This window comes from Micromonospora sp. LZ34, assembly GCF_052981855.1.
Window position 1 is genome coordinate 38,759 of the sequence record NZ_JBRIQN010000010.1, and the last position, 25,194, is coordinate 63,952.

At 75.2% G+C, this 25,194-nt stretch carries 25 protein-coding genes and 1 riboswitch; of the genes, 12 read left to right on the plus strand and 13 right to left on the minus strand.

What is annotated here, in order from left to right:
- The first annotated feature begins 42 nt into the window (after window positions 1-42).
- The 3 genes from ACVCAH_RS13435 to ACVCAH_RS13445 all read left to right on the plus strand — a co-directional run bounded on the left by ACVCAH_RS13435 (window position 43) and on the right by ACVCAH_RS13445 (window position 3,059).
- On the plus strand, window positions 43-1,161 hold the full coding sequence (locus ACVCAH_RS13435) for an L-dopachrome tautomerase-related protein (RefSeq protein ID WP_447136438.1): 1,119 nt from the start codon (window positions 43-45) through the stop codon (window positions 1,159-1,161).
- A gap of 105 nt (window positions 1,162-1,266) precedes the next feature.
- Entirely contained in the window at window positions 1,267-2,100 is an 834-nt protein-coding gene (locus ACVCAH_RS13440; RefSeq protein ID WP_447136439.1) for an MEDS domain-containing protein, read from the plus strand.
- The gene (locus ACVCAH_RS13445) at window positions 2,097-3,059 is read left to right on the plus strand and encodes an anti-sigma factor RsbA family regulatory protein (RefSeq protein WP_447136440.1); all 963 of its coding nucleotides are present in this window, start codon (window positions 2,097-2,099) and stop codon (window positions 3,057-3,059) included. Before ACVCAH_RS13440 ends, ACVCAH_RS13445 begins: the two co-directional genes overlap by 4 nt.
- Here the strand turns inward: ACVCAH_RS13445 and ACVCAH_RS13450 are convergent.
- The 5 genes from ACVCAH_RS13450 to hflX form a co-directional block, all read right to left on the minus strand.
- Window positions 3,016-3,816: a cytochrome c oxidase assembly protein gene (locus ACVCAH_RS13450; protein WP_447136441.1), complete on the minus strand. Its 801-nt coding sequence runs from the start codon at window positions 3,814-3,816 to the stop codon at window positions 3,016-3,018. The genes ACVCAH_RS13445 and ACVCAH_RS13450 overlap by 44 nt on opposite strands.
- A complete protein-coding gene (locus ACVCAH_RS13455) occupies window positions 3,813-4,253 on the minus strand; it encodes a DUF2243 domain-containing protein (protein ID WP_447136442.1) in 441 nt (146 codons plus the stop codon). Before ACVCAH_RS13455 ends, ACVCAH_RS13450 begins: the two co-directional genes overlap by 4 nt.
- Window positions 4,254-4,416: 163 nt before the next feature.
- Window positions 4,417-4,737: a TraR/DksA family transcriptional regulator gene (locus ACVCAH_RS13460; protein ID WP_447136443.1), complete on the minus strand. Its 321-nt coding sequence runs from the start codon at window positions 4,735-4,737 to the stop codon at window positions 4,417-4,419.
- 490 nt (window positions 4,738-5,227) lie between these two features.
- Window positions 5,228-6,475 carry a PucR family transcriptional regulator gene (locus ACVCAH_RS13465; protein WP_447136444.1) on the minus strand — a complete coding sequence of 416 codons (1,248 nt, stop codon included), beginning with the start codon at window positions 6,473-6,475 and terminating at the stop codon, window positions 5,228-5,230.
- 94 nt (window positions 6,476-6,569) lie between these two features.
- Window positions 6,570-7,721 (minus strand): GTPase HflX, encoded by a 1,152-nt coding sequence (gene hflX / locus ACVCAH_RS13470; RefSeq protein WP_447136445.1) that lies wholly within the window; start codon window positions 7,719-7,721, stop codon window positions 6,570-6,572.
- 177 nt (window positions 7,722-7,898) lie between these two features.
- On the opposite strand from hflX, the gene ACVCAH_RS13475 reads away from it, so the two are divergent.
- The 4 genes from ACVCAH_RS13475 to ACVCAH_RS13490 all read left to right on the plus strand — a co-directional run bounded on the left by ACVCAH_RS13475 (window position 7,899) and on the right by ACVCAH_RS13490 (window position 11,501).
- Window positions 7,899-9,137, plus strand: a complete 1,239-nt coding sequence (locus ACVCAH_RS13475; RefSeq protein ID WP_447136446.1) for a DUF2786 domain-containing protein — start codon at window positions 7,899-7,901, stop codon at window positions 9,135-9,137.
- Window positions 9,138-9,241: 104 nt separating this feature from the next.
- Complete coding sequence (locus tag ACVCAH_RS13480) at window positions 9,242-9,607, plus strand: YciI family protein (RefSeq protein WP_447136447.1); 366 nt, start codon at window positions 9,242-9,244, stop codon at window positions 9,605-9,607.
- Entirely contained in the window at window positions 9,604-10,869 is a 1,266-nt protein-coding gene (locus tag ACVCAH_RS13485) for an RNA polymerase sigma factor (protein ID WP_447136448.1), read from the plus strand. The genes ACVCAH_RS13480 and ACVCAH_RS13485 overlap by 4 nt, the downstream gene beginning before the upstream one ends.
- Window positions 10,866-11,501 (plus strand): dihydrofolate reductase family protein, encoded by a 636-nt coding sequence (locus ACVCAH_RS13490; RefSeq protein ID WP_447136449.1) that lies wholly within the window; start codon window positions 10,866-10,868, stop codon window positions 11,499-11,501. Before ACVCAH_RS13485 ends, ACVCAH_RS13490 begins: the two co-directional genes overlap by 4 nt.
- A 235-nt stretch (window positions 11,502-11,736) precedes the next feature.
- Here ACVCAH_RS13490 and ACVCAH_RS13495 read toward each other — a convergent pair whose 3' ends face one another.
- The 4 genes from ACVCAH_RS13495 to ACVCAH_RS13510 form a co-directional block, all read right to left on the minus strand.
- Complete coding sequence (locus ACVCAH_RS13495) at window positions 11,737-11,910, minus strand: CsbD family protein (protein WP_447136450.1); 174 nt, start codon at window positions 11,908-11,910, stop codon at window positions 11,737-11,739.
- A gap of 75 nt (window positions 11,911-11,985) precedes the next feature.
- Entirely contained in the window at window positions 11,986-14,241 is a 2,256-nt protein-coding gene (locus ACVCAH_RS13500; protein ID WP_447136451.1) for a heavy metal translocating P-type ATPase, read from the minus strand.
- A 10-nt stretch (window positions 14,242-14,251) separates the two neighbouring features.
- Window positions 14,252-15,247, minus strand: coding sequence for a hypothetical protein (locus ACVCAH_RS13505; RefSeq protein ID WP_447136452.1), 996 nt, complete (start codon window positions 15,245-15,247; stop codon window positions 14,252-14,254).
- Window positions 15,248-15,281: 34 nt separating this feature from the next.
- Window positions 15,282-15,491 (minus strand): heavy-metal-associated domain-containing protein, encoded by a 210-nt coding sequence (locus ACVCAH_RS13510; protein WP_447136453.1) that lies wholly within the window; start codon window positions 15,489-15,491, stop codon window positions 15,282-15,284.
- Between the two features lie 149 nt (window positions 15,492-15,640).
- Between ACVCAH_RS13510 and ACVCAH_RS13515 the strand changes: the two genes are divergently transcribed.
- Entirely contained in the window at window positions 15,641-15,937 is a 297-nt protein-coding gene (locus tag ACVCAH_RS13515) for a metal-sensitive transcriptional regulator (protein WP_167181125.1), read from the plus strand.
- Window positions 15,938-16,026: 89 nt separating this feature from the next.
- Here the strand turns inward: ACVCAH_RS13515 and ACVCAH_RS13520 are convergent, their stop codons facing one another.
- The 3 genes from ACVCAH_RS13520 to ACVCAH_RS13530 all read right to left on the minus strand — a co-directional run bounded on the left by ACVCAH_RS13520 (window position 16,027) and on the right by ACVCAH_RS13530 (window position 19,356).
- Window positions 16,027-16,653, minus strand: coding sequence for a DUF305 domain-containing protein (locus tag ACVCAH_RS13520; RefSeq protein ID WP_447136454.1), 627 nt, complete (start codon window positions 16,651-16,653; stop codon window positions 16,027-16,029).
- A gap of 75 nt (window positions 16,654-16,728) precedes the next feature.
- Window positions 16,729-17,241 (minus strand): hypothetical protein, encoded by a 513-nt coding sequence (locus ACVCAH_RS13525; protein WP_447136455.1) that lies wholly within the window; start codon window positions 17,239-17,241, stop codon window positions 16,729-16,731.
- A 9-nt stretch (window positions 17,242-17,250) separates the two neighbouring features.
- A complete protein-coding gene (locus tag ACVCAH_RS13530; RefSeq protein WP_447136456.1) occupies window positions 17,251-19,356 on the minus strand; it encodes a heavy metal translocating P-type ATPase in 2,106 nt (701 codons plus the stop codon).
- A 325-nt stretch (window positions 19,357-19,681) separates the two neighbouring features.
- Here ACVCAH_RS13530 and ACVCAH_RS13535 point away from each other — a divergent pair, with 325 nt between their 5' ends.
- Window positions 19,682-21,034, plus strand: a complete 1,353-nt coding sequence (locus tag ACVCAH_RS13535; protein ID WP_447136457.1) for a YibE/F family protein — start codon at window positions 19,682-19,684, stop codon at window positions 21,032-21,034.
- Window positions 21,035-21,200: 166 nt separating this feature from the next.
- A riboswitch (cyclic di-AMP (ydaO/yuaA leader) is annotated at window positions 21,201-21,331 on the plus strand.
- 4 nt (window positions 21,332-21,335) lie between these two features.
- Window positions 21,336-22,352, plus strand: coding sequence for a coiled-coil domain-containing protein (locus ACVCAH_RS13540; protein ID WP_447136458.1), 1,017 nt, complete (start codon window positions 21,336-21,338; stop codon window positions 22,350-22,352).
- A gap of 105 nt (window positions 22,353-22,457) precedes the next feature.
- Here ACVCAH_RS13540 and ACVCAH_RS13545 read toward each other — a convergent pair whose 3' ends face one another.
- Window positions 22,458-23,165 carry a carbonic anhydrase gene (locus ACVCAH_RS13545; protein WP_447136459.1) on the minus strand — a complete coding sequence of 236 codons (708 nt, stop codon included), beginning with the start codon at window positions 23,163-23,165 and terminating at the stop codon, window positions 22,458-22,460.
- Window positions 23,166-23,472: 307 nt separating this feature from the next.
- Here ACVCAH_RS13545 and ACVCAH_RS13550 point away from each other — a divergent pair, with 307 nt between their 5' ends.
- A complete protein-coding gene (locus ACVCAH_RS13550) occupies window positions 23,473-23,814 on the plus strand; it encodes a helix-turn-helix transcriptional regulator (protein ID WP_447136460.1) in 342 nt (113 codons plus the stop codon).
- Window positions 23,815-23,945: 131 nt separating this feature from the next.
- Window positions 23,946-25,193 carry a type VII secretion-associated serine protease mycosin gene (gene mycP, locus ACVCAH_RS13555; protein ID WP_447136461.1) on the plus strand — a complete coding sequence of 416 codons (1,248 nt, stop codon included), beginning with the start codon at window positions 23,946-23,948 and terminating at the stop codon, window positions 25,191-25,193.
- Window position 25,194 lies beyond the last annotated feature (1 nt).

Sequence of the window (25,194 nt, forward strand, 5' to 3'; positions counted from 1 at the left end):
GATCGGGCAGGACGGTGGAGGACCGGTGGCACCGGCGGGTGGGTGGCCGGACGGTACGGCGTGAACGGCCCGGTCGGCGACGAGCCGGTCGGCGGGCTGGAACTGGTGCACACGTTCACCGGGCCGATGCCGACCGGGGTGACCGTCTCGCACACCGGCCGGATCTTCGTGAACTTCCCGAAGTGGGGCGACGAGGTCCCGGCCACGGTGGTGGAGCTGTGCGGCGGGCAGGAGGTGCCCTTCCCCGACCAGCGGTGGAACAGCCCGGCGAGGAACGGTGACGCCGAGGCGTTCGTCTCGGTGCAGAGCGTGGTGGTCGATCCGGCCGACCGGCTCTGGGTGCTCGACACCGGCAGCCCGATGTTCCAGCCGACCGAGCCGGGCGGACCGAAGCTGGTCCGGGTGGACCTGGACACCGACACGGTTGCCCAGGTGATCACCTTTCCGGCGGACGTGGCGCTGCCGACCACCTACCTCAACGACGTGCGCTTCGACCTGCGCCGCGGGGAGGGCGGCGTCGCGTACATCACCGACTCGTCGGATTCCGGCCCGAACGGGATCATCGTGGTGGACCTGGCCAGCGGCGCGTCCTGGCGGCGGCTGCACGAGCACCCCTCCACGAAGGCGGAGCCGCTGGCGACGTTCCGGCCGGTGGTCGAGGGCCGGCCCTTCCTGCGCCGGCCGCCCGACGGCCCGCCGACGCCGGTGGCGATGGGCTCGGACGGCATCGCGATCTCGGCCGACGGCTCCCGCCTGCACTACTGCCCGCTCGCGTCCCGCCGCTGGTACAGCGTGGCGACCGACGCCCTGACCGACCGCACGCTCCCGGAGGCCGACGTCGCCGCGACGGTGGTGGACGAGGGCGACAAGGGCGGCGGCTCGGACGGTCTGGAGACCGACGACGCCGGGCGGTTCTACCTCACCTCCTACGAGCACAACGCGGTGCTGCGCCGCCGCCCGGACGGCGAGTACGAGACGCTCGTGCACGACCCCCGGCTGCTCTGGCCGGACACCATGTCGGTGGCCGGCGACGGGTACCTGTACGTCACGGCCAACCAGTTGCACCGGCAGTCCCCGTACCAGGGCGGCCAGGACCTGCGTCGCAAGCCGTACGCGCTGTTCCGCACCCGGATCGACGCCGGACCGGTCCGGCTGCGGTGACCGTCGCCGGTGCGCCGCCGGCCTCCGCCACCCGTCCGGGCCCGGCCGCGCACCGACGGCCGCCGTCCCGGGTCGGCCTACACTTGGCCGCGTGGGGCAACCAGCATGATCGGGGAGAAGCGGCCGGCGGGGGCCTTCGGTCACGTGTGCTGGGCCTACGACGATCCTGCCGCCTTCCGGGCGTACGCCGAGGCGTACCTCGCCGCGGGCCTCGCGGCCGGCGAGCGGGTCTGGTACGTCACCCCCGACGAGCCGGAGTCGGTGCTGGCGCGGCTGCGCCGGAACCGGGGGCTCGCCGACGCGCTGGGCCGCGGCGCCGCCGAGGTCGTCCCGCTCGACTCGACCTACGCCCGCGGCCGCACCGTGGACGCGGCGGCCCAGGTGGCCGCCTACGCCGCCGCCACCGACCGGGCACTGGCCGCCGGCCACACCGGGCTGCGCGTGGTCGCCGAGGCCACTCCGCTGGTGCGCACCCCGGCGCAGCTCGACGCGTTCGCCCGCTACGAGCACCAGATCGACCGCTACATGCGCACCCGGCCGTTCCGGGCGATGTGCGCCTACCACCGGCCGGAGCTGGGTGCCCGGGCGGTCGCCGAGCTGGCCTCCCTGCACCCCGAGAGCAACGTCGAGGACCTGCTGTTCCAGCTGTACGCGGCCGCCCCGCGCGACGGGCACGCCGCCCTCGCCGGTGAGCTGGACCCGTCCCAGCACGAGCTGTTCGGCACCGCCCTGGAGCGGGCCGACCTGCGCCCGACCGACGGTGAGCTGGTGCTGCGCGCGACCGGCCTGCGGTTCATGGACCACCGCTCGCTGGTGCACCTCGACGAGTACGCGCACCGCCGCACCGCGACGGCGGTGCTGCGGGCCCCGCGTCCGGCCGTGGCCCGGCTGGCCGGGCTGCTGGACCTGTCCCACCTGCGGGTGGAGGTGACCCGGTGAGGACCGGAGCCGCCGCCGGCCACCAGGGCTACTTCCACGAGGCCGTCCGCTACGACACCGACGACGAGTTGCTCGCCGTCGTGCTGCCCTTCCTGGTCGGCGGCGTCGAGGCGGGCGAGCCGACCTTCGTCGCCCTCGGTGAGCGCACCGGCGGGCTGGTCCGAAAGGCGTTGCCTCCCGGGCTGAAGGTCGAGTTCCTGCCCGGCGGCGACGTGTACGCCCGGCCGACCGCCGCGATCCGGTCCTACCGACGGCTGCTGGCCGAGCAGGTGGCCGACGGCGCCGGCCAGATCCGGATCATCGGCGAGCTGCCACGCACCGCGTTCGGCGCGACGTGGGACTGGTGGGCCCGGTACGAGGCGGCGATCAACCACGCGTACGACGAGTTCCCGCTCTGGAGCATGTGCGCGTACGACACCCGGATCACCCCGGCGTCGGTGCTGGCCGAGGTGGCCCGGACCCACCCCCGGTTCGCCGTGCCCGACGGCCGGCACCTGCCCAGCGGGGCGTACACCCCACCGGCCACGTACCTGCTGGAGAACCGCCCGGTGGCGCCGGACCCGCTCCAGGCGGGGCCGCCGGCCGTCGAACTGACCGACCCGACGGCGGCCCGCGCCCGCGCCGCCGTGCACGCCGTCGACCAGGGCCGGTTGCCGGCCGACGACCTCGAGGACCTGGTGGTCGCGGTGAGCGAGACGGTCACCAACGCGCAGCGCCACGGCGTTCCCCCGGTCCGGGTCCGCATCTGGCCGGGCGACGACCGGATCGTGGTGACCGTCAGCGACGGCGGCACCGGGCCGCGGGACCCGTTCGCCGGGCTGCTGCCGGCCGGCGACGGCGCCCCGGGCGGGCTCGGGCTCTGGATCACGTACCAGTCCTGCAACCACGTGACCGTGCACCGGGACGGCGCCGGCTTCACGCTGCGACTGACCGCCGGTAACCCGCACCACGGCGGCTGACCCCGGACGCGAAGCTGCGCCGGCGGTACCAGCCGGCGAAGAGGGCGACGGCCAGCAGCAGTTCGGCCAGGTCACCCCCGTGGTACATCAGCCGGGCCGCGGCCCGCAGCGCCTCGACGTCCCGGTCGTCCAGGCCGGGCGGCAGGGTGGCGGCGTGCGCGTAGAGGTACTTGGCGAGCACGGAATGCCCGGCCGCCGCGCCGAGCAGGGCGCCGACCCGCACGGCCAGCCCCGGCCTGCGGGGCGCCGGGTCGGGTCCGGCGATCGCCCAGGCGAGCAGGTAGCCGGCGGCGAGGTAGTGCCCGTGCAGCCCGAGGTGCAGCCAGGTGTGCCGCTCCGCCGCCGCGTAGAGCGGGGTGAGCAGCACCAGGGCGAGCCCGCCGGTGCTGAGCAGCGCGGCCGTCACCGGGTGCCCGAGCAGATGCAACGGCCGGGACCGCAGCACCCGGCCCACCGCCCGGCGTACCCGGGGCGGGGCGACCCGCAGCAGCAGCGTCACCGGAGCGCCCAACGCCAGCCCGAGCGGGGCGAACATGCCCAGCAGCAGGTGCTGCGCCGCGTGGGCGCGCGGACCGCCGCCCGCCACCGGGCCGAGGGCGACCGCCAGCAGCGCGCAGCCGGCCAGCCAGGCGACCGTACGCCGGCGGCGCCAGCCCCGCCCGTCCCGGCCGACCGCATAGAGGTATCCGGCGGCGAGCAGGGCGACCGCGGCGAGCGGCAGCACCTCCGCGGCGGACCCGGCGGGTTGGGGCGTCACCGGACCCGGACCGGCCGCGCCCGCCAGAGCACCGCGACGCCGAGCAGCAGCAGCACCACGGCGGCGCCGTTCCACACCAGGTCGTACGGGAGCAGGTGCACCCCGTACCGGATCTGGTGCAGCCGCAGCACCTTGTGGTCGACGATCCCGTCGAAGAGCTGGAACGCCCCGGCCCCCAGCAGGAACCCGCCCCACGCGGCGCGGCCGACCAGGACGCCCCGCCGGCGCAGGTCGGCGTACCAGAAGAAGCCGCCGACCAGGGCGAGCAGCTCGGCCGCGTGCAGCAGCCCGTCGGAGAGCAGCGCGACCGACGGGGTGGACCGGTCGTAGAAGTGGTGCCAGCCGAGCAGCTGGTGGAACACGATCTCGTCGACGGCGGCCATCACCGCGGCGCCGATCAGCGCGCCGGCTCCCGTCGACGGGCGGTCGACGTTCACCGCGGTTCCGCCATCACTGACCTCGCCTACCTCGGGTGGGTCCTCCTGTACCCGGAAACCGCCGGGGCATGCCGCACCCGGGCATGGTGCCGGGGCGGCCGGCCGGGCGGCCGTCCCCGCCGACGCCCGGAACCACCCCGGCCCGGGGGCGCGGCGGGTGCGGTCAGTTGCCCTGCCGCTGCTGGCAGGGCACGCAGAAGCGGGCCCAGGGCAGGATCTCCAGGCGGGCGACCGGGATCTCTGCCCCGCAGCGCTCGCACAGGCCGTAGCTGCCCTCGGACATCCGCCGCAGCGCCTGCGCCGTGTCGGCGACGCCCTGCCGGGCGGTCTCCATCAGGCCGCGCAGCGTGTCGGGGTCGTGGCCGCCCCGCTCGGGCTCCCGGCTGTGGATGGTCAGTTCCGCGAGCTGGTCGGTGTGGCTCTGGAACTGCTGTTCCAGAAGTTCACGCAGGGCCTCGGTACGGTTGCTGACGGTATCCGTCATGATCGTGTCTTCCTTCCGGTGGTGCGCGGGGTCCCCCGGGATTGCCGGGGTGAGCCGCGGGGTGGATGTGGGGCGGCCGCCGCGCCGGGCGGCCCGCGGGTGGAATCGGGTACGGGGGGACCGGAGGCTTCCGGGCCGGGCAGGAAACTGCGCGTCGGCCGCCGCGGCACAGCGCGGCGGCCGGGAAGGGCTGATCGGTCCGGCGGAGCGTCAGGTCCTGGATCGTCGAGGCGATCCCGGGGCGCCGGTCGGCGGACACCCGGCCGGACCGGCGATCACGCTCCTCCGGCGGCCGGCGGTCGGCACCGGCGGTCGACCGGGTGGCGAGGGTGGCACCGCCATCGCGCTGGTCGTCATCACCGCCTCCTCGCCGGTCGGGAACACCTCGGACCTCCAGAGTCGGCCGAAATCGGCCGCCGGACAGTGCCCACGGCCGGCCAACAACCCGCCCCGAGATTGCCGGCCGCCGGACAAGTCGCTCCCCTGCCGGTCAGGACGCGGGACCGGGCAGCGGCTGCGCCGGCCAGTCCAGCGCCCGGGCGCCGAAGACCGCGGCCTGGAGGGTGAACCGGTCACCGGGGTTGGTCGGGTCGTGGCCGGTGAGCGTCCTGACCCGGGCCAGCCGGTAGGTCACCGTACGGACCGACACGTGCAGCCGGCGGGCCGCCTCGGTGGCGACCCCACCGGTGGCGAAGTACGCGTCGAGGGTGTCCAGCAGTGGCTCCGCGCCGCCCCGGCTGCGGCCCAGCGGGCTGAGCACCGCCCGTACCAGGTCGACCATGGCCGGCTGGTCCCGCAGCAGGACGCGGTAGATGAGCAGGTCGTGGGCGTCGACGACGGCGGTGTCGGCGTGCAGCCGCCGCGCCATGGTGAGCGCCTCCCGGGCCTCCTCGTAGGAGCGGGCGATGCCGTACAGGCCCGGGTGGGGGCGGCCGACCGCCACCTGCCAGGGCCGGCCGCGGGGCAGCCGGTCCAGCTCGGCGTGGATCAACCGGCCCAGGTCGGCGGCCGGGGCACCGCCCCCGGCCGCCCGGTCGGCGGCCACCGCGTCGGCGGGGGCGATCACCACGAGCAGTCCCTCCTTGGTGGCGACCAGCACGTCCCGGTCGCCCAGCCGGTCGAAGATCACCGCCTCCAGAGCGCTGATCGCCGCGTCCGTGTCGGGCAGCCGCCGGCGGGGCGCGGCCAGCACCACCTGGTGCACCCGCGCCAGGTCCAGCCCGAACGGCTCGGCGCGCTCCACCAGGCCGCCGAGGTCCGAGTCGCCGCGGAGCAGGTCGTCGACTAGCTCCCGGCGCAGCGCCTCCTCCCGCCGGACCAGTTCCCGGCGGGCCACCGCGAAGCCCTCGGCCAGGGTGGCCACCGCGGCGTCGACCACGTGCAGCACCGCCTCGGCCGCCGCCCGCACCACCTCGCTGTCCGTGGCGTGCGCCAGCTGCGGCGACTCCTGCCACAGGCGCCGCGCCGCCGACAGGTACAGCTGCACCGCCCGGCCCGCCGACACGCCCTGCTCGGCGGCCCGCCGGCCCAGCGCACCGACCGCGTCGAGTTCACCGCGCCGGGGACGTCGCCCGGTCACCGCCGCCTCGGCGAGCAACGGCAGGTAGTCACCGAGCAGCTCCACCGGCACCCCGCCGGCGTCCGCGCTGGCGCCCCGCGCCACCTCCGCCAGCCAGGCGTCGTCGCGACCCGCACCGGCGTACCGTCCCGGGCCGGGCCGCCGGACTGCGCCGGTCATCCACCGACTCCCTCGGACCTGGTCTCGGCGCCCACCGCCGATTCCGGACACCCTAACCCGGTGCCCGCCCGAGCTCCCCGGAAGTGGGCCGGGCTCAGCGCCGGGCCAGCCGGCGGGCCAGGGTGCCGCGCAGCTCGTCCATGCCGGCGCCGGTGAGCGCCGAGACCGCGACCGCGCCGTGGTGCACCCGCAGCAGCGCGTCGAGCCACTCCACCGGAGTCACGTCGATCTTGTTGAGCACCAGCAGCTCCGGCACGTCACCGGCGCCGATCTCGTGCAGCACCCCGTGCACGGTGGTGATCTGGTCCAGGGCGTCCGGCGCCGAGGCGTCCACCACGTGCAGGGCCAGGTCGGCCCGGCTGACCTCCTCCAGCGTCGAGCGGAACGCGTCGACCAGCTGGTGCGGCAGGTGCCGGACGAAGCCGACCGTGTCGGTGACGGTGAACAGCACGTCGTCGGCGCGTACCCGGCGCACCGTCGGGTCGAGGGTGGCGAACAGCACGTCCTGCACCTGCGCGTCGGCGCCGGTGAGCCGGTTGAGCAGGGCCGACTTGCCGGCGTTGGTGTAGCCGGTGAGGCCCACCGAGGGCACCTGGTTGCGGGCCCGCCGCTCCCGGTTCCGGTCCCGGCGCCGGGCCAGCTCGGAGGCGTTGCGGCGCAGCCGGGTGGCGCGCTGGCGCAGCCGGCGCCGCTGCGTCTCCAGCCGCATCTCACCGGGACCACGCACACCCATGCCGGCACCGCCGGCCATCCGGCCACCACCGACCCGGGACATCGAGCGCCCGTCGCCGCGCAGCCGCGGCAGCTGGTACGCGATCTGCGCCAGTTCCACCTGCACCCGGCCCTCGCTGGTGCGGGCGTGCTCGGCGAAGATGTCCAGGATCAGGGCGGTCCGGTCGACCACCCGCACCCCGACCCGCTCCTCCAGGTTGCGGACCTGGCCGGGGGTCAGGTCGCCGTCGGCGATGACCAGCTCGGCGCCGGTCCGCTCCGCCAGCGCGGCCAGCTCGTCGACCTTGCCGGACCCGACGTAGGTGGCGGGGTCGGGGCGGGGCCGGTTCTGCACCACCTCGTCGACCACGGCCAGCCCGTCGGTGTCGGCGAGCCGGCGCAGCTCGGTCAGCGACACCTCGGTGCCCGGGCCGGTGTCCCCCGCCTCGTCCTCCCGGTGCACCGCGACGAGCAGCGCCGTCGGCCGTCGCGCCGACGTGCCGGCGCCGTTGCCCAGCAACCACGATCCCGCCATCGCGTACCTCGCCTCGCTCGCGTCGACCCTCGATCTACCCGGCAGCGGGCGAAGCATGCGACGCGCCGGTGTCGCCCGTCACGACCGACGGACGACGGCCCGGCCCGGCGGTACGTTCGGCGGGCGGGCGACGGTCACTTCCGGGCACGCGGGCGACAGAGCGAGGGGGACGCGACCGTGCCGGACGCCGAGAAACTGATCACCGACGCGGTGGCGGCGGCGCGCGGCACCGACGTACGGCTCGCCGAGCGGCAGCTGGACCGGCTGGTGGTCGGCGCCGGCGCCGCGGACGTCGACGCCGTCCTGCTCCGCCGCCTGGTCCGCCGAGTCGGGCTGCTCGCGGCCCGCGGCTGGCAGCCGGTCGACCTGGCCCGGATCGCCACCCGCCGGCTCGGCGCGCGGCCCGCCCGGCTGGTGCGGGACGCGCTCGCCGCCCAGCGGCGTGACCAGACCGGCCCGGTGCCCGGGTGGTGGGACGCCCAGCTCGACGACCTCGAGGCGCGGGTGTGGTGGCCGGACGACGGCCAGTACCTGGCCGGGTGGGCGGGCCGGGAAGGGCTGGACCGGATCACCGCGCTCCGGGAGGCGGTGGACGTGCTGGCGCTCGCCGAGGGGCTGCCCCCGATCGCCGTGCTCCGCCCGCCGCCCGGCGTGGCCGCACCGCCGAGCGCGGGCCGCGGTCGCGGCGACGGCGCCTCCCGGATGCTCGACCGCGTCCGGGCGCTGCTGGCCAAGGCCGAGTCGACCACCTTCCCGGCCGAGGCCGAGGCGCTGACCGGCAAGGCCCAGGAGCTGATCGCCCGGCACAGCGTCGACCAGGCGCTGCTCGCCGCCGGCGCGGACCGGGACGACCTGCCCGGCGGAGTGCGGCTCGGCACCGACCCCCCGTACCCGGGCGCGAAGGCGCTGCTGGTGCAGGAGGTGGCGGCGGCCAACCGGTGCGAGGCGGTGTGGTCCGACGAGCTGGGCTTCACCACCGTGCTCGGCTGGCCGGCCGACCTGGAGGCGGTCGAGCTGCTCTACACCTCGCTGCTCGTGCAGGCCACCGCCGCGATGCTGCGCGGCCGGGGCGAGCGCCGGACGAGCTCCACCGGCCGGCGCACCCGGGGCTACGACGAGTCCTTCCTGAACGCCTTCGCGCTGCGGATCGGTGAGCGGCTGCGGGCCGCCACCGAGGCGGCGGACCGGCAGGCCGCCGACACCGCGGGGCCGGAGCGGCTGCTGCCGGTGCTTGCCGCCCGCTCCGAGGCGGTGCGGGAACGCCTCGACACGCTCTTCCCGGGCGTCACCCGGCACCGGCTCACCGTCCGCGACGCCGAGGGCTGGTCGTCCGGCACCTCCGCCGCCGACCGGGCGTCGCTGGACCCGGGCGGGCCGGCCCGGCCGACCCGGCAGGTACGCGGCCGCCGGCGCTGACGCCGGAAATTTTTTCCCCCCGGTTGTCGGTCAGCGGGGGGTCGGCTCCGACCTACCGGCGAGAAGCGCCACGATGGGCGCGACACCGACGCGAGGAGCATCCGATGAAGTACATGCTGCTGATCTGGAACCGCCCGGGGTTCGCCGAGTCGCTCTCCGAGCCGGAACGCACCGCGCTCTTCGGCGAGGTCGACGAGATCATGAAGGAGCTGACCGAGTCCGGTGAGCTGGTCGGCGGCCAGGCGCTGGCCGACCCGTCGCAGACCCGTACCGTCCGGCTCGGCGGGGACCGGCCGGAGGTCACCGACGGGCCGTTCATGGAGAGCAAGGAGCAGTTCGCCGGCTACCTGATGGTCGACTGCGACAGCCCCGAGCGGGCCGTCGAGATCGCCCGGCGCTGGCCGGACGTTCGGCTGGGCGGCGCGCTGGAGGTCCGCGCGGTGATGGACGAGGCCGGGACGGAGATGTGACGGACCGGGCCGGCGAGGACCTGCTGCGCACCCTCGCGCCGCAGGTCCTCGGCCTGCTGGTGCGCCGGCACGGCCAGTTCGACCGGTGCGAGGACGCCGTCCAGGAGGCGCTGCTGGCCGCCGCGACGCAGTGGCCCGAGCAGGGCGTGCCGGGCAATCCCCGCGCCTGGTTGCTGACCGTCGCCACCCGCCGACTCACCGACGAGTGGCGTAGCGAGCGGGCCCGCCGCGACCGCGAGGTCGCGGTGGCCGTCCGCGAGCCGGCGTACGCGGCGGTCGCCCCGCCGGCCGACGAGGAGCCGCCGGCCGCGGACGACACGCTGACCCTGCTCTTCCTCTGCTGCCACCCGGCGCTGGCGCGCTCGGCCCAGGTGGCGTTGACGCTGCGCGCGGTCGGCGGTCTGAGCACGGCGCAGATCGCCCGGGCCCACCTGGTGCCCGAGGCGACCATGAGCCAGCGCATCCGCCGGGCCAAGCAGCGGGTCGAGGCCGCCGGGGCCCGGTTCGCCATGCCGTCGGCGGCCGAGCGCGGCGAGCGGCTGCGGACCGTGCTCCAGGTGCTCTACCTGATCTTCAACGAGGGCTACACCGCCTCCAGCGGCCCGGACCTGCACCGCGCCGACCTGACCAGCGAGGCGATCCGGCTCACCCGCACCGTGCACCGGCTGCTGCCCGACGACGGCGAGGTGGCCGGGTTGCTGGCGCTGATGCTGCTCACCGACGCGCACCGGGCGGCGCGTACCGGGCCGGACGGGGAACTGGTCCCGCTGGCCGAGCAGGACCGCAGCCGCTGGGACCGGGCCGCCATCGAGGAGGGGATCGGCCTGGTCACCGCGGCGCTGACCTGGTCACCGCCGGGGCCGTACCAGGTGCAGGCGGCGATCGCCGCGGTGCACGCCGAGGCGCCGTCGGCCGAGCGGACCGACTGGCCGCAGATCCTGGCGCTCTACCGGCTGCTGGCCCGGCTCGCGCCGAATCCGATGATCACGCTCAACCAGGCGGTCGCGGTGGCCATGGTCGACGGGCCCCGGGCCGGGCTGGCCCTGCTCGCCCCGCTCGACTCCGACGAGCGCACCGCCGGGCACCACCGGCTGGCCGCCGTCCGCGCCCACCTGCTGGAGCTGGCCGGCGAGCCGGCCGCCGCGCGGGAGGCGTACCTGGCGGCGGCGCGAGCGACGACCAGCCGCCCCGAACAGCGCTACCTGGAACTGCGCGCGGCCCGGCTGGCCGGACCGCCCGACCCGACGAAGGAGCGACCGTGAGCACAGTGACCTGCCAGATCTCGATTTCCCTGGACGGCTACGTGGCGGGACCCGAGCAGAGCCTCCAGGACCCGCTCGGCAAGGGCGGCATGCGGCTGCACGAGTGGGCGTTCCCCGCCGACGGCGGGCGGGACCGGCCCGGGCCGGCCGACGACGGGTCCGACGTGGACGCCCGGCTGATCGACGAGATGACCCGCGACGTCGGGGCGTACGTGATGGGGCGGCGGATGTTCGGCGGCGGTGACGGGCCGTGGGACGAGTCCTGGCGCGGCTGGTGGGGCGAGGATCCCCCGTTCCACACCCCGGTCTTCGTGCTGACCCACCATCCGCGGAAGCCGCTGCCGATGGCTGGCGGGACGGAGTTCCGATTCGTCACCGACGGCATCCACTCGGCGCTGGCGCAGACCCGAGCGGCCGCCGGTGACCGGGAGGTGGCGATCGCCGGCGGCGCGAGCACTGTGCGGCAGTACCTGGCGGCCGGCCTGCTCGACTCGCTCCACCTGCACATCGTGCCGATCGTGCTGGGCGCCGGGGAGCGGATCTTCGACAGCGTGGGCGACCCCCGGCTGGAGCAGGTGGCGGTGGTCGCCGGGCCGACGGTCACCCACGTGCGGTACCGGGTGCTGCGCTGACGTCGCCGCCCGGCGGCCCCCGCGAGCTTGCGCAGGTGCCCCCGCACCAGTTCCCGCGAGCGCTCGCGCGAGTTGTTGCCGTGGCCCGGGGCCCGGGCCACTCACTGAGATGACGGAGCGATCTTGGTAGGAAAGAACTCGAAGCGCCCGGCCGACGACCAACCGCCATCCAACCCGGGAGACGGCGAAACCGCCGGGCCCGGCGGTGCCGGGCCGGCGGTTTCGCGTACGCCGGTCAGCTCTTGAAGGCGTCCTTGATCTTCTCGCCGGCCTGCTTCAGGTTGGCGGACGCCTGGTCGTTGCGGCCCTCGGCCTCGAGGCGCTCGTCGTCGGTGGCCCGGCCGGCGCCCTCCTTCAGCTTGCCGGCGGCGTTCTCGGTCGCATTGTTGATCTTGTCGTCGACACCCATGTCAACCTCCCGCTCAGCGTTCCGGTTTCGTCCCGGATGTACCCCGCGGCCCGGTCGGTCAACCGCCGCCGCCGGTCAGGCCACCGGTCGGAAGCCGCGCAGCCGGAGGCTGTTGGCCACCACGAAGACCGAGGAGAAGGCCATCGCGGCACCGGCGATCATCGGGTTGAGCAGGCCGGCCGCGGCCAGCGGCAGGGCGGCCACGTTGTAGGCGAAGGCCCAGAACAGGTTGCCCTTGATGATGCCGAGGGTGCGCCGGGAGAGCCGGATCGCGTCCACGGCGGCGGTCAGGTCGCCGCGGACCAGGGTCAGGTCACTCGCCTCGATCGCCACGTCCGTGCCGGTGCCCATGGCCAGCCCCAGGTCGGCCCGGGCCAGCGCGGCGGCGTCGTTGATTCCGTCGCCGACCATCGCGACGACCTTCCCCTCGGCCTGGAGCCGGGCGACCACGTCCACCTTGTCCGCCGGCAAGACTTCGGCGATCACCTGGTCGACACCGACCTCGGCGGCCACCGCCTGGGCGACCGTGGCGTTGTCGCCGGTGAGCAGCACCGGGGTCAGGCCGAGCGCGCGCAGCCCGGCGACGGCCGCCCGGCTGGTCGGCTTGACCACGTCGGCCACCGCGAGGACCCCGCGGGCCCGCCCGTCCCAGCCGGCCAGCACGGCCGTCCGGCCCGCGGCCTCCGCCGCGGTCGCCGCCCGTGCCACCTCCTCCGGTACGTCGAGCCCGCGCTCGCGCAGCAGCCGGAGCCGGCCCACCAGCACCTCGCGGCCCTCGACGGTGCCGGTCACCCCGAGGCCCTCGACGTTGGCGAAGCCGGTCACCGGGGGCAGCGCCCCGGCCTCGGCGGCGCCGGTGGCGACCGCGCGGGCGATCGGGTGCTCGGAGGCGGCCTCCAGGGCGCCGGCCAGCCGGAGCAGCTCGGCCCGCTCCTCGCCGGCCGCCGGGAGCACGTCCACCAGGGTCATCCGGCCGGTGGTGACCGTGCCGGTCTTGTCCAGCACCACGGTGTCCACCCGCCTGGTGGACTCCAGCACCTCGGGGCCCTTGATCAGGATGCCGAGCTGGGCGCCGCGGCCGGTGCCGACCAGCAGCGCGGTCGGCGTGGCCAGGCCGAGGGCGCACGGGCAGGCGATGATGAGCACCGCCACCGCGGCGGTGAACGCGGCCGTCGGCCCCGCCCCGGTGCCCAGCCACCAGCCCAGCGTGCCGGCGGCCAGCGCGATCACCACCGGAACGAAGAAGCCGGAGATCCGGTCGGCGAGCCGCTGCACCGCGGCCTTGCCGGTCTGCGCCTCCTCGACCAGCCGGGCCATCTGCGCCAGCTGGGTGTCGCCGCCGATCCGGGTGGCGGTGACCACGAGGCGGCCGCCGGCGTTGATGGTGGCGCCGACCACGGTGTCGCCCGGGCCGACCTCGACCGGCACGGACTCGCCGGTCAGCATGCTGGCGTCGACCGCCGAGGTGCCCTCGTCGACCACGCCGTCGGTGGCGATCTTCTCGCCGGGCCGGACCACGAACCGGTCGCCCACCGCGAGCTGGTCGACCGGGATCCGGGTCTCGGTGCCGCCACGCAGCACCGCGACGTCCCGGGCACCGAGTTCCAGCAGGGCCCGCAGGGCCGCGCCGGCGGTCCGCTTCGAGCGGGCCTCGAAGTAGCGGCCGGCGAGGATGAACACCGTCACCCCGGCCGCCGCCTCCAGGTAGATGTTGCCGGCGCCGTCGGTGCGGCTGATGTCGAAGCTGAACGGGTGGGTCATCCCCGGCATGCCGGCGGTGCCGAGGAAGAGCGCCCAGACCGACCAGCCGAACGCGGCCAGCGTGCCGAGGGAGACCAGGGTGTCCATGGTCGCCGCGCCGTGCCGGAGGTTGATCCAGGCCGCCCGGTGGAAGGGCAGGCCGCCGTAGACCACCACCGGCGCGGCCAGGGTCAGCGACAGCCACTGCCAGTAGTCGAACTGCCAGGCCGGCACCATGGCCAGCAGGATCACCGGCACGGTCAGCACGACCGAGACCCAGAGCCGGGTCCGCAGGCCGCGCAGTTCGTCCACCGGTTCGGCGGCCGGTTCCGTACCGGCCGGGGTGGGTGGGGGCGGCAGGACGGCGGTGTAGCCGGTCTTCTCCACCGTGGCGATCAGCTCCGCCGGGGTCACCTCGTCGGCGTACTGGACGGTGGCCTTCTCGGTGGCGTAGTTGACCGTGGCGGTCACGCCGTCGAGGCGGTTGAGTTTCTTCTCGATCCGGGCGGCGCAGGAGGCGCAGGTCATGCCGCCGATCGCCAGCTCGATCCGGTTCGGTGCCATCGGTAGGGGCTTGCTGGTGGTGGTCATCACGGTCCCGTCAGTCGTGCCCGTGGCCGGGGGCGCCGTGGTCGGCGCCGGCCGTCGGTGCGGGTGCGCTCGTGCTGGGGGGCGCGGGGACGGCCGGCGCGCCGCCGGCCGGGGCGCCGGGGCTGCCGGCGACGACGGTGAACTCGGCGGTGTGCACCGCACCGCCGTGCTTGAAGTCCAGGTAGAGCCGGTAGGCGCCGGCCGACGGCACCTCGGCGAAGAAGGTCACCTCGGGGCCGGGTCGGGTCCGCCCGTCGCCCGGCGCGCCGTCCGGGTGCACGTGCAGGTACGCCAGGTCGCCCTGGCGCAGCGCCACCAGGTGCCCGTACGCCCCGAGGTAGGGCTCCAGGTCGGTGACCGGCGCGCCGTCGCGGCTCACGGTCAGGGTGAGCTCGGCGGTGCGGCCGGGCTCCGGGGTGCCGGCGAGGGTGACGGTGTAGCCGTCGACCGTGGTGCTGGCCGCCGGCGCCGGCAGCGGGACCTCGGTCAGCGTCCCGGGCACGGTCACGTCCACGCCGAGCGTGAGCGGCTCCGCGCCGGTGGGCGTGAAGTCGGCGAACGCCCGCCAGACGCCCGGCCCGGCCAGCGGCGAGGCGACCCGCCAGGTGCCGTCCGGCGCCATCTCGGGGTGCACGTGCCGGAAGCCGGAGAGATCGCGGCGGGCCACGATCAGGTGCATCCGCTTGTCGTGCGCCACGTCGTACGCGGTGACCGCCCGGCCGTCCGGACCGGTGACCCGGAAGGCGAACTCGCCCGCCGGGGCGGCCGCCGGGACGAGGGTGTAGCCGCGGTCGGAGACGAGCAGACCACCGGGAAGGTGGGCGGCCGCGCTCTCCTCGCCGCCGTGCCCGGAGGCACCGGTGTCGGAGTGTCCGCCGTCACCGGCGTCGTGACGGGTGTCGGCCGCGGGGGTGACGGGGCCGGCCACCTGGCCGACCCCGTACGCCGCGCCGAACACCGCCGCGAGGCCGAGGGCGAAACCGCTCAGCTTCGTCGCCGTGTTCATGCTGGTTACCTCGATTTCCTCGGCCGGCGACCGGTCACGCGTCGACGAGGTCGTAACCGGCCTCGTCGACCGCCGCGCGCACGGTGTCGGTGTCCAACGGCTGCTCGCTGGTGACGGTGACCCGGCCGGTGGCCAGGTCGACCTGGACGTCGGTGACGCCCGGCACGGCGCCGACCTCGGCGCTGACCGAGCTGACGCAGTGCCCGCAGGTCATGCCCTGCACCTGGTACGTCGTGGTGACCATCGGAACTCCCCTCTCACCGCCCCCACCATATACCCCCGGGGGGTAACGCGCAGGCGGATAGCTGCCAATCCTGGTTACCGGTACCGGGTGGGGGTACCGGACATCTGGCACCGTACCATACCCCCCTGGGGTACGCTATCCTTGTCGACATGACCTCACCTACGCCCGTCCGGGGCTACACCGCCAGCAAGGACCAGCTGCTCGCGCGGCTGCGCCGCGTCGAGGGCCAGGTGCGCGGCATCGAGAAGATGGTCGACGACGACCGCTACTGCATCGACGTGCTCACCCAGATCTCCGCCATCCAGGCCGCGCTGGACAAGGTCGCCCTCGGCCTGCTCGACGGGCACGCCCGGCACTGCATGCACGAGGGCGCCGCCGAGGGCCGCGCCGACGAGATGGCCACCGAGATGATGGCCGCCGTCGGCCGCCTCATGAAGCGCGGCTGACCCCGGCACAGGACGTCGCCCGGTCGGGCCGGGAGCCCGGACCCGCCACAACGGTAGGTGGACGGGCCCGGGCGCTCGCTCCGACGGTGTCAGAGTCGGGCCAGGACCTCCTTCATCATGGCGATCTCGGCCCGCTGGGCGGTGATGATCTCCCGGGCGAGTGCCTTCGCCTCCGCGTTGGCGCCGTCGGTGAGCTCGTCCTCGGCCATCGTGACCGCACCCTCGTGGTGGGCGATCATCATTGTCAGGAACCGCCGGTCGAAATCCTGACCCGAGGCCGCCGCCAGCCCCTGCATGTCGGCGTCGGACATCATGCCCGGCATGCCGTGATCCTGGTGCGGCGTCCGGGCGCCGGCGGACGGCGCCGGGTGCCCCCAGGCGGCCAGCCATCCGGTCATGGTGGCAATCTCCGGCGCCTGAGCGGCCCTGATCTGCCCGGCAAGCCGCTTCACCTCCGGCTCGGCGGCCCGGGTGGCGGCCAGGTCGGCCATCTCCACCGCCTGCCGGTGGTGCGGGATCATCATCTGGGCGAACATCACGTCGTCCGGGTCGAACGCCGTCGCGCCGGTCGAGGCGCCGCCGGTCGCGGTGGCGCCGGGCATGTCGTGACCCATGCCCGACGATGAGTGGCCCCCGCCGCAGGCGGCCAGGGCGAGGACGCCGGTGACAGCGGCGCCGGCCAGGGCGGCACGGCGCGCGATGGTACGAGTCAACACTGTTCAGCCTTTCGGTGTCGGTGGTTACGCAGCAGGACGGAAGCGCGGAGCAGACCTGTTCCGCGCCGGGTCGTCCTAACTGCGCAGCACCGCGACCGTGGCGAGCCGCAGACCGACCGGCCGCGGCGGTGGGGCCCGGGACGCCGCGGCGGACCGGCGCACCGGCCGGATGCCGAACCCCGGGACCCGCGCCGACCCCAGCAGCAGCACGGCGACCAGCACCGACACCCCGAGCGCGCCGAGCACGGCCAGACAGACGCCCCACCCGGGCAGTTCACCGCCCCCGGACCCGCCGGAGGGCAGCACCCGCTCGGTCGGGCAGCCGTCCGGACAGCCGCCGGAGCCGAGGGCCGGGACGACGACCGCGGCCGCTGCGGTGGCGAGGTGCGCGGCGACCGCGCTGACGCCGTCAACGACGGCCCCGCCATGGTGGTCGGCGACGGAGGAGCCGTGGCCAGCGACGGAGGAGCCGTGGCCGGCGTGCGTTCCGTGCCCCAGGGTGTGCATGGCGGCCAGCCCGAACAACGTGCTGAACAGCAGCAGGAGCCAGGCCCACTGCCCGGCCGACACCGCCCGCGCCGTTCGCACGCTTCCACGCTAGCCGGCTGCCCGGTCCGCCGGGCCGGCCCTGGCCGGTTCGTCGGCGGGTCGGGCCGGCTCCACGGGGCCGAGCCGTACCCGGCGCAGCAGTTGGGCGTTGAGCGCCACCACGATGGTGGACGCGGACATCAGCACCGCCGCGAGCGCCGGGCTCAGCGCCAGCCCCGCCCAGGCCAGCACTCCGGCGGCCAGCGGCAGCGCGACCACGTTGTAGCCGGCCGCCCAGGCCAGGTTCTGCAGCATCTTCCGGTACGACGCGCGGGAGAGCCGGATCACGCCGGTGACCCCGCGCGGGTCGGACGAGGCGAGCACCACCCCGGCCGACTCGATCGCCACGTCGGTGCCCGCGCCGATCGCGATGCCAACGTCGGCCCGGGCCAGCGCCGGCGCGTCGTTCACGCCGTCACCGACCATCGCCACCCTCAGCCCACGCCGCTGCAACTCGGTGACCTTGCCGTCCTTGTCGGCCGGGAGCACCTCGGCGAAGACCTCGTCGACGCCGGGGGTGAAGCCGAGATCGGCGGCGACCGCCTCGGCGACCGGGCGGGCGTCCCCGGTGATCATCGCGATCGTCCGGACGCCCTGGGCGCGCAGTTCGGTGATCGCCTCCCGCGCCTCGGGGCGCACCTCGTCGGTGAGGGCGAGCGCACCCAGCGCGGTGTCCGGCAGCCGGACCAGGTACAGCACCGCGGCACCCCGCTCCGACCACCGGTCGGTCGCCGCCAGCAGCTCGTCCGGAAGCCGTACGCCCAGCTCGCGCAGCAGCGCAGGCCCGCCAACGGCGTACTCCCGGCCGGCGACCGTGGCCTGGACGCCGCGGCCCGGCAGCGAGCGGAACCCGGTGGCGGGGGCCGGGCCGCCGCGCGCGCCGGCCGCGGCGACGATCGCCCGGGCCAGCGGGTGCTCGCTGTCGGACTCCACCCCGGCCGCGACCCGCAGCAGCTCGTCCGGGTCGACGGACGGCGTCGCCGCCAGGTCGGTTACCACGTGTTGGCCCCGGGTCAGCGTGCCGGTCTTGTCGAACAGCACCGCGTCGACGGTGCGCATCCGCTCCAGCGCGAGCCGGTCCTTGACCAGGATGCCGGACCGCGCGGCCAACGCGGTGGAGAGCGCGATCACCAGCGGGATGGCCAGGCCCAGCGCGTGCGGGCAGGCGATCACCAGCACGGTGACGGTACGGACCACCGCCTCGTCCCGGTCGCCGAGCACGGTCCAGACCAGCACGGTGACCACGGCGGTGGCGGTGGCGACGTAGAACAGCCCGGCGGCGAACCGGTCGGCCAGCACCTGGGCCCGCCCGCTGGACTGCTGGGCCTGGGCGACCATGCGCTGGATCCCGGCGAGCGTGGTCTCCTCACCGAGCGCCTCGACCCGGACCCGGATCGCCGAGTCGGTGGCCACGGTGCCGGCCACCACCCGGTCGCCGACCGAGCGCGGCACCGGTCGGGACTCCCCGGTGATCATCGACTCGTCCAGTTCGGCGGTGCCGTCGACCACTCGTCCGTCCGCCGGCACCCGACCGCCGGGCCGGACCAGCACCACGTCGCCGACCCGCAGCTCGGCCACCGGGATCCGCTCCACCCGCCCGTCCCCGGCGACCCGTTCGGCGTCGTCGGGCAGCAGCGCGGCCAGCGCGGCGAGCGCGCCACGCGCCTGCCCGATCGCCTTCATCTCCTGCCAGTGCCCGAGCAGCATGATGGTGACCAGGGCGGCCAGCTCCCACCAGAAGTCCAGGTCGAAGGCGCCCACGCTGGTGGCCAGCGAGGCGACGTAGGCGACCGTGATCGCCATGGCGACCAGCAGCATCATCCCCGGCGCCCGGTCGCGCACCTCCCGCACCGCGCCGACCAGGAACGGCCAGCCGCCCCACCAGAAGACCACCGAGCCGAGCACCGGCCCCACCCAGGACCGGCCGGGGAACTCCAGCGAGTAGCCGAACCAGTCCATCACCATGTGGCTGGTCGCCACCACCGGCAGGGTGAGCAGCAGGCAGAGCCAGAACCGGCGGCGGAACATCTCCGGGTCGTGCCCGGCGTGCTTGTCGTGCCCGCCGTGCCCACCGTGCGCCGCGCCGTCCCGGCGGGACGGAGTGTGCTCAGCCATGCCCCCAACATCCCCGAACGGAGACGCCCGCGCGGGCCAACCGCCGGGTCCGGTGCCCGACACCAGCCCACGCGCCCTGCGTCCGGATATCGGGATGGTTACGATTCGGCACGATGGCCCTCCAGATCCCGCACCATTCGTCCCGCGCCCACCGGGCACCGGCGCCGCCGGCAGCCCCTGGTTGGCCGGCCACCGGGTCGACGGTACGTGGCCGCATCGCCACCCTCGGGCGAACCCGCCCGCGATCCGGGCCGGCCCGCCGGCGCCACTGAACCGACCGGCCCGCCGACACGTACCCTGCCCCGGATTCGTTGGGAGACACTCAATGGGCGCCGACCACACCCGTCCCGCTCCGTCCACCCCGCCCGGGGTGCGGCGGATCCTCGTCGCGACCGTGGTCCCGCTCGTCCTCGCCACCGTGGTCGCCGCCCTGCTGCTCTGGCCCCGCGACACCCCCGGGGCCGACCAGGGCACCGACCCGCCCCGCCACCACGGCACCGTCACCCGGGTGGTGACCGAGCCCTGCCCGCCGACACCGGAGGCGCCGGAGGCGACGGCGGGCCCGTGCGGCACGGTCACCGTCAAGGTGGCCGACGGGCCGGACGCCGGCCGGGAGGTGCAGACGCCGGTGCCGACCGGGCCCGGCGCCCCGACCGTCGCGGTGGGCGACGAGATCATCCTGGTCGAGCTGACCGACCCGGCCGACCCGACCGCGAGCAGCTACAACATCGCCGAGCACCAGCGCGGCAAGCCGCTGGTCTGGCTGGTCGTGCTCTTCGCCGCCGCCATCGTCGCGTTCGGCCGGTGGCGCGGGCTCGCCGCGCTGGCCGGCCTGGCGGCCAGCTTCGCCATCCTGCTCACCTTCGTGCTGCCCGGGATCAGCGCCGGCCGGGCGCCCCTGCTGGTGGCGATCGTCGGTGCCGCGCTGATCATGTTCGTGGTGCTGTACCTCACGCACGGGGTGACCGCGCAGACCTCGGTGGCGGTGCTCGGCACGCTCGGCAGCCTGGTGCTCACCGGGGTGCTCGGCACCCTCGCCACCGCCGCCACCCACCTCACCGGGTACGGCTCCGAGGACGCGACCACGCTGTCGATGTTCCAGGCCAACGTCGACCTGCACGGGCTGCTGCTGGCCGGGATCATCATCGGCTCGCTCGGTGTGCTCGACGACGTCACGGTGACCCAGGCGGCGACGGTCACCGAACTGGCGCACGCCAACCCCGGCCTGTCCCGGCTCCAGCTCTACCGCGCGGCGACCCGGGTCGGCCGGGCGCACATCGCCTCGACGGTCAACACCATCGTGCTGGCGTACGCCGGCGCCTCGTTGCCGCTGCTGCTCCTGCTCACCGCGGACTCCCGGTCGGTGACCCAGATCCTGACCAGCGAGTTCCTGGCCCAGGAGATCGTCCGCAGCGCGGTCGCCACGCTCGGGCTGATCGCCGCCGTGCCGCTGACCACCGCGCTCGCCGCGCTGGTGACCACGGCCGGCCGCGCCAAGCCCCCCGCCGGCGACGAGGACGGCGACGGCGAGCCGTCGCGCACCCCTCCGGTTTCCCGGCCGGCCACGGACCGGGCCGACGCCCTGCGGGCGCTCGCCGCGCCGCGCGCCGGAAACACGTCCTCCGCCACCCCCAGCGGGTGGCCCGATCCGGACAGGAGCACGGACACCGCATGGTGAGACTCCGCAGCGTGACCGTCCAGACCGGTGAGCTTGATAAACGCGTCACCTGTCACCGTCCGCCATTACGAAATAACGCATTTAGTCGGCTTCGGGACGTAGATCCACCGGTGGACTCTCGGGTAACCTCGCTGCCGGTCACCGCCGAAGGCGCGCAGCGGCGCCTGCGGTGCCGCCGCCCAATCGCCGCCAGGCGAGCCGGGGACCCAGGTACGTGGGGTGAGTCCGCGACAGCGGTAGGGGCCACTTCCGCCCCGAACCCGTCAGCTAACCCGGTCGGCGGTCGACGGAAGGGAACACTGTGACGGCACCCCTACGCCGCTGGGTGACTCCTGTGGTGGCCGTGTTCGCGGCCCTGGCTGTGCTCGCCGGGCCCCTCCCGGCGTCGGCCGCACCCAAGCCCCCCACCCCCTCGGGGCACGAGGACGACGACTCGAAGCTGATCACGGACGTCATCGAGTCGACCAACCGGAACTACTCGCAGGCGAAGTCCCGGCTGGAGAAGTCCAAGAAGCGCCAACTGGAACTCGCGCTCGAGGTCAACCGGGCGGAGGCCGAGCTGAACGCGCTCGCCCCGCAGGTCAGCCAGATCGCCGCCCAGTCGTACCGGACGGGTCGGATCGGCGCCGTGGCCATGCTGCTGGAGGCCGACAGCCCCGACTCGTTCGTCCGGCGGGCCACCGCCCTGGACGAGCTGAACATGGTCAACGCCAAGCGGCTCGCCGAGATCAACGCCGTCAAGAACCGCGCCGAACAGGCGAAGCTGGCGCTCGAGGCCGAGATCCGCGAGCAGCAGAAGCAGACCAACCTGATGGCCAAGAACAAGCGGGACGCGGAGAAGGCGCTGGCGCTGGTCGGCGGGCTGGGCTTCACCGGGGGCCTGGTGTCGGCCACCTCGCCGGTCGCCCGGGTCGGCCCCGGCCGCACCGCGGACGGCGACTGGAAGGCCGAGTCGTGCAGCGAGAACGACCCGACCACCTCCGGCTGCATCACCCCCCGGACGCTGCACATGTACAAGGAGGTCAAGCGGGCCGGCTTCAACCGGTTCGTCGGCTGCTACCGCCCCGGTGGCCCCTGGGAGCACCCCAAGGGCCGGGCCTGCGACTGGTCGCTGCAGCGCAGCGGCTTCGCCCCCTGGCACAACAAGGACACCCGGATGTACGGCAACAACCTCGCCGCGTTCCTGATCCGCAACGCGGACCGGCTGGGCATCTACTACGTGATCTGGAACCGGCAGATCTGGTTCCCGGCGACCGGCTGGAAGTCGTACAGCGGGCCGTCGAACCACACCGACCACGTGCACGTCTCAATGCTTTAGCGACATCCGCGCCGACACGACACGAGGGCCGTTCCCGGGCGGGACGGCCCTCGAGGCGTCTTCGGCGCTGCGGTTGCGGTCAGGCGACGGCCGCCGCGGTGGCGGTCAGGCGACGGCCGCGGCCGGGTCCACCGCGGGGTCGGCCAGGTCGCCGGGCACCGCGGCCACCGTCCGGACCTCACCGGCGGCCAGCCGGTACGACATCCCGACCACCGCGCAGCGCCCGGCGGCCACCTCGGCGGCCAGCACGGCCGAGCTGTCCAGCATCGCCTCGACGGTGCACGCGATGTGGATGTCCACGATCCCGTCGACATCGGCCACGCCCTCGGCCTCGGCTCGGCGCAGGCTGGGCATGACGGCGTCCACGATCGCCCGCAGGTGACCGGTCGGCGGCGCGTTCGTCTCCACCGCCGTCTTCGCCGCCTGCACCGCGCCGCACGAGTCGTGCCCGAGCACCACCACCAGCGGCGTGCCGAGGACGGTCACCGCGTACTCGACGCTGCCGAGCACTTCGGGGCCGGTGGTGTGCCCGGCGGTCCGGACCACGAAGAGGTCGCCGAGGCCCCGGTCGAAGATGATCTCGGCGGCCAGCCGGGAATCGGAGCAGCCCACGATGACCGCGAAGGGATGCTGCCCGTCGGCGACCGCGGCGCGGTGCCCGGCGTCCTGGTTGGGATGGCGCGGGGCGCCGGTGACGAACCTCCGGTTGCCGGCGGACAACTCGGCGAGCGCCTGTGCCGGCGTGTCCGGCACCGCCGCCGTCGACTCGCGCGACGGGCCCGGTTGGACACCGGGCGAACCGGGACGGCTCATCCCCTCACCTCGTCCTTCGACGTAAGCGACCTGGTCGACCCCGGCCGGACGTCGGACGCGGGCTGCCACCACGGTCACACCGAGCGCAAAGGTACGTCAAGATATGCGTGATATGCATTTCATGTATCACCGAACGCTTGCCAGCCCCGGCCGGCCCGCTCCAGCTACGCCGTCCGGCCCCGGCGACGCCCCCGATCGCCCCGGGTGACGCCCCTCGGCGGCGGGGTCCACCGCGGCGTGCCGGCCCGCTCGTGTGCGGCGGGTCGGTGCGAGGGCGAGACGGAAATCCGGCGCGGCGGGCCATACCATGGCGGGCATGGCGATGACGAGTGGCGGGAACGGGAGCACCCGGAACTGGACGTTCCTCACCAACCACGGGCACGTGCTGCTCGCCATCGCCCGCAACCCCACGGCCCGGCTGCGTGACGTCGCCGACGAGGTGGAGATCACCGAGCGGGCCGCCCAGGCGATCGTCGCCGACCTGGAGGCGGGCGGCTACCTGCGGCGCACCCGGGTGGGCCGGCGTAACGAGTACACCCTCAACCCGGCCGGGCGGTTCCGCCACCCGGCCGAGGCCGACCGCCAGGTCGGCGACCTGCTGGCGCTCTTCACCGAGGAGCGGGTGACCGGCGGCGCCGACCGCGGCTGACCCCGTCCTGACCGGGACGGAACGCCGCCCGCCGGCGCGGCTCGGGTGCCGGCGGTCCTGCCCGACCGGCTGCCGGGCACCCGGGTGCTCCCGTCACCGCACGGCGGGCGGCGCGGCGGTAGTCTCAGCGCGTGCGCGAGAGCTTCCGACCGGATGGGACAGCGCGGGTCCGCCGTACCGGGCGCCGGGTCCGGGCGATCCTCTGTGGAGTGGCCGCGATCCTGCTCGGCACCGCGGTCGTACCACCCGCTCCGGCGGCCGCGGCGCCGCGTTGTGGCCCCGCCGGGCAGGCCGCCCCCGCCCAGGCTCCCTGGCCGCTGCGCCGGCTGGAGCCGTCGGCGGCCTGGCGGGTCTCCCGGGGCGCCGGTGTCACGGTCGCGGTGATCGATTCGGGGGTCTCGGCCACCCATCCCGTCCTCAAGGGACAGGTCCGCGCCGGCCGTGACTTCAACGGGCTGCAGCAGCAGCAGGGCCAGTGCGACGAGGCCGGGCACGGCACGATCGTGGCCGGCATCATCGCCGGCCGGGACGGCACCGGGCAGCCGTTCAGCGGCATCGCGCCGCAGGCCCGGATCCTCCCGGTACGGGTGCTGCCGGACACCCGGCGCACCAACGACGAGGCGCTGCCCGGTCAGATCGCCCAGGCGATCCGATGGGCGGTGGACAACGGTGCCGACGTCATCAACCTGTCCCTGGTGACCCTGCCCCGGCCCGAGCTGGGCGAGGCCATCGAGTACGCGCTGGAGAAGCGGGTGGTCGTGGTGGCCGCCGCCGGCAACCGGCAGGAGCAGCAGCAGGACCAGCCGGCGTACCCGGCCGCCTATCCGGGGGTCATCGCGGTGGCCGGGGTGGACGAGCAGGGCGGCCACGTGGGCAGCTCGGTCAGCGGCGACTACGTCGACATCGCCGCCCCCGGGCTGAACATCGTCGGCCCGGCCCCGGGTGGCGAGGGCTGGCTCGCCGAGCCGCAGGGCGGCACCAGCTTCGCCGCCGCGTACGTCTCGGGGGTGGCCGCGCTGGTCCGCGCCGCCTATCCCGACCTGGGCCCGGAGCAGGTCGCCGAGCGGCTGACCCGCACCGCGGACAGCCCGCCGGAAGGCCACAACGCCCAGGTGGGGTACGGCGTGGTCAACCCGTACCGGGCGGTGGCGAGCCTGCTCGGCACCCGGAGCAACCCGCCGGCCGGCGCGCTGCCGGCGCCGCCACCCACCGACGACCCGCTCGGCTGGCAGCGCACCGTGGCGATCTGGGTCGCCGCGGTCGGGGCGCTGCTGGCCACGGTGCTGCTCGCGGTGAAGCCGATCCTGGTCCGCGGCCGGCGGCGGGGCTGGCGCCCGGGGCGGCGGCCCACCGGCGCCGACCCGACCGCGACCGCCTGAC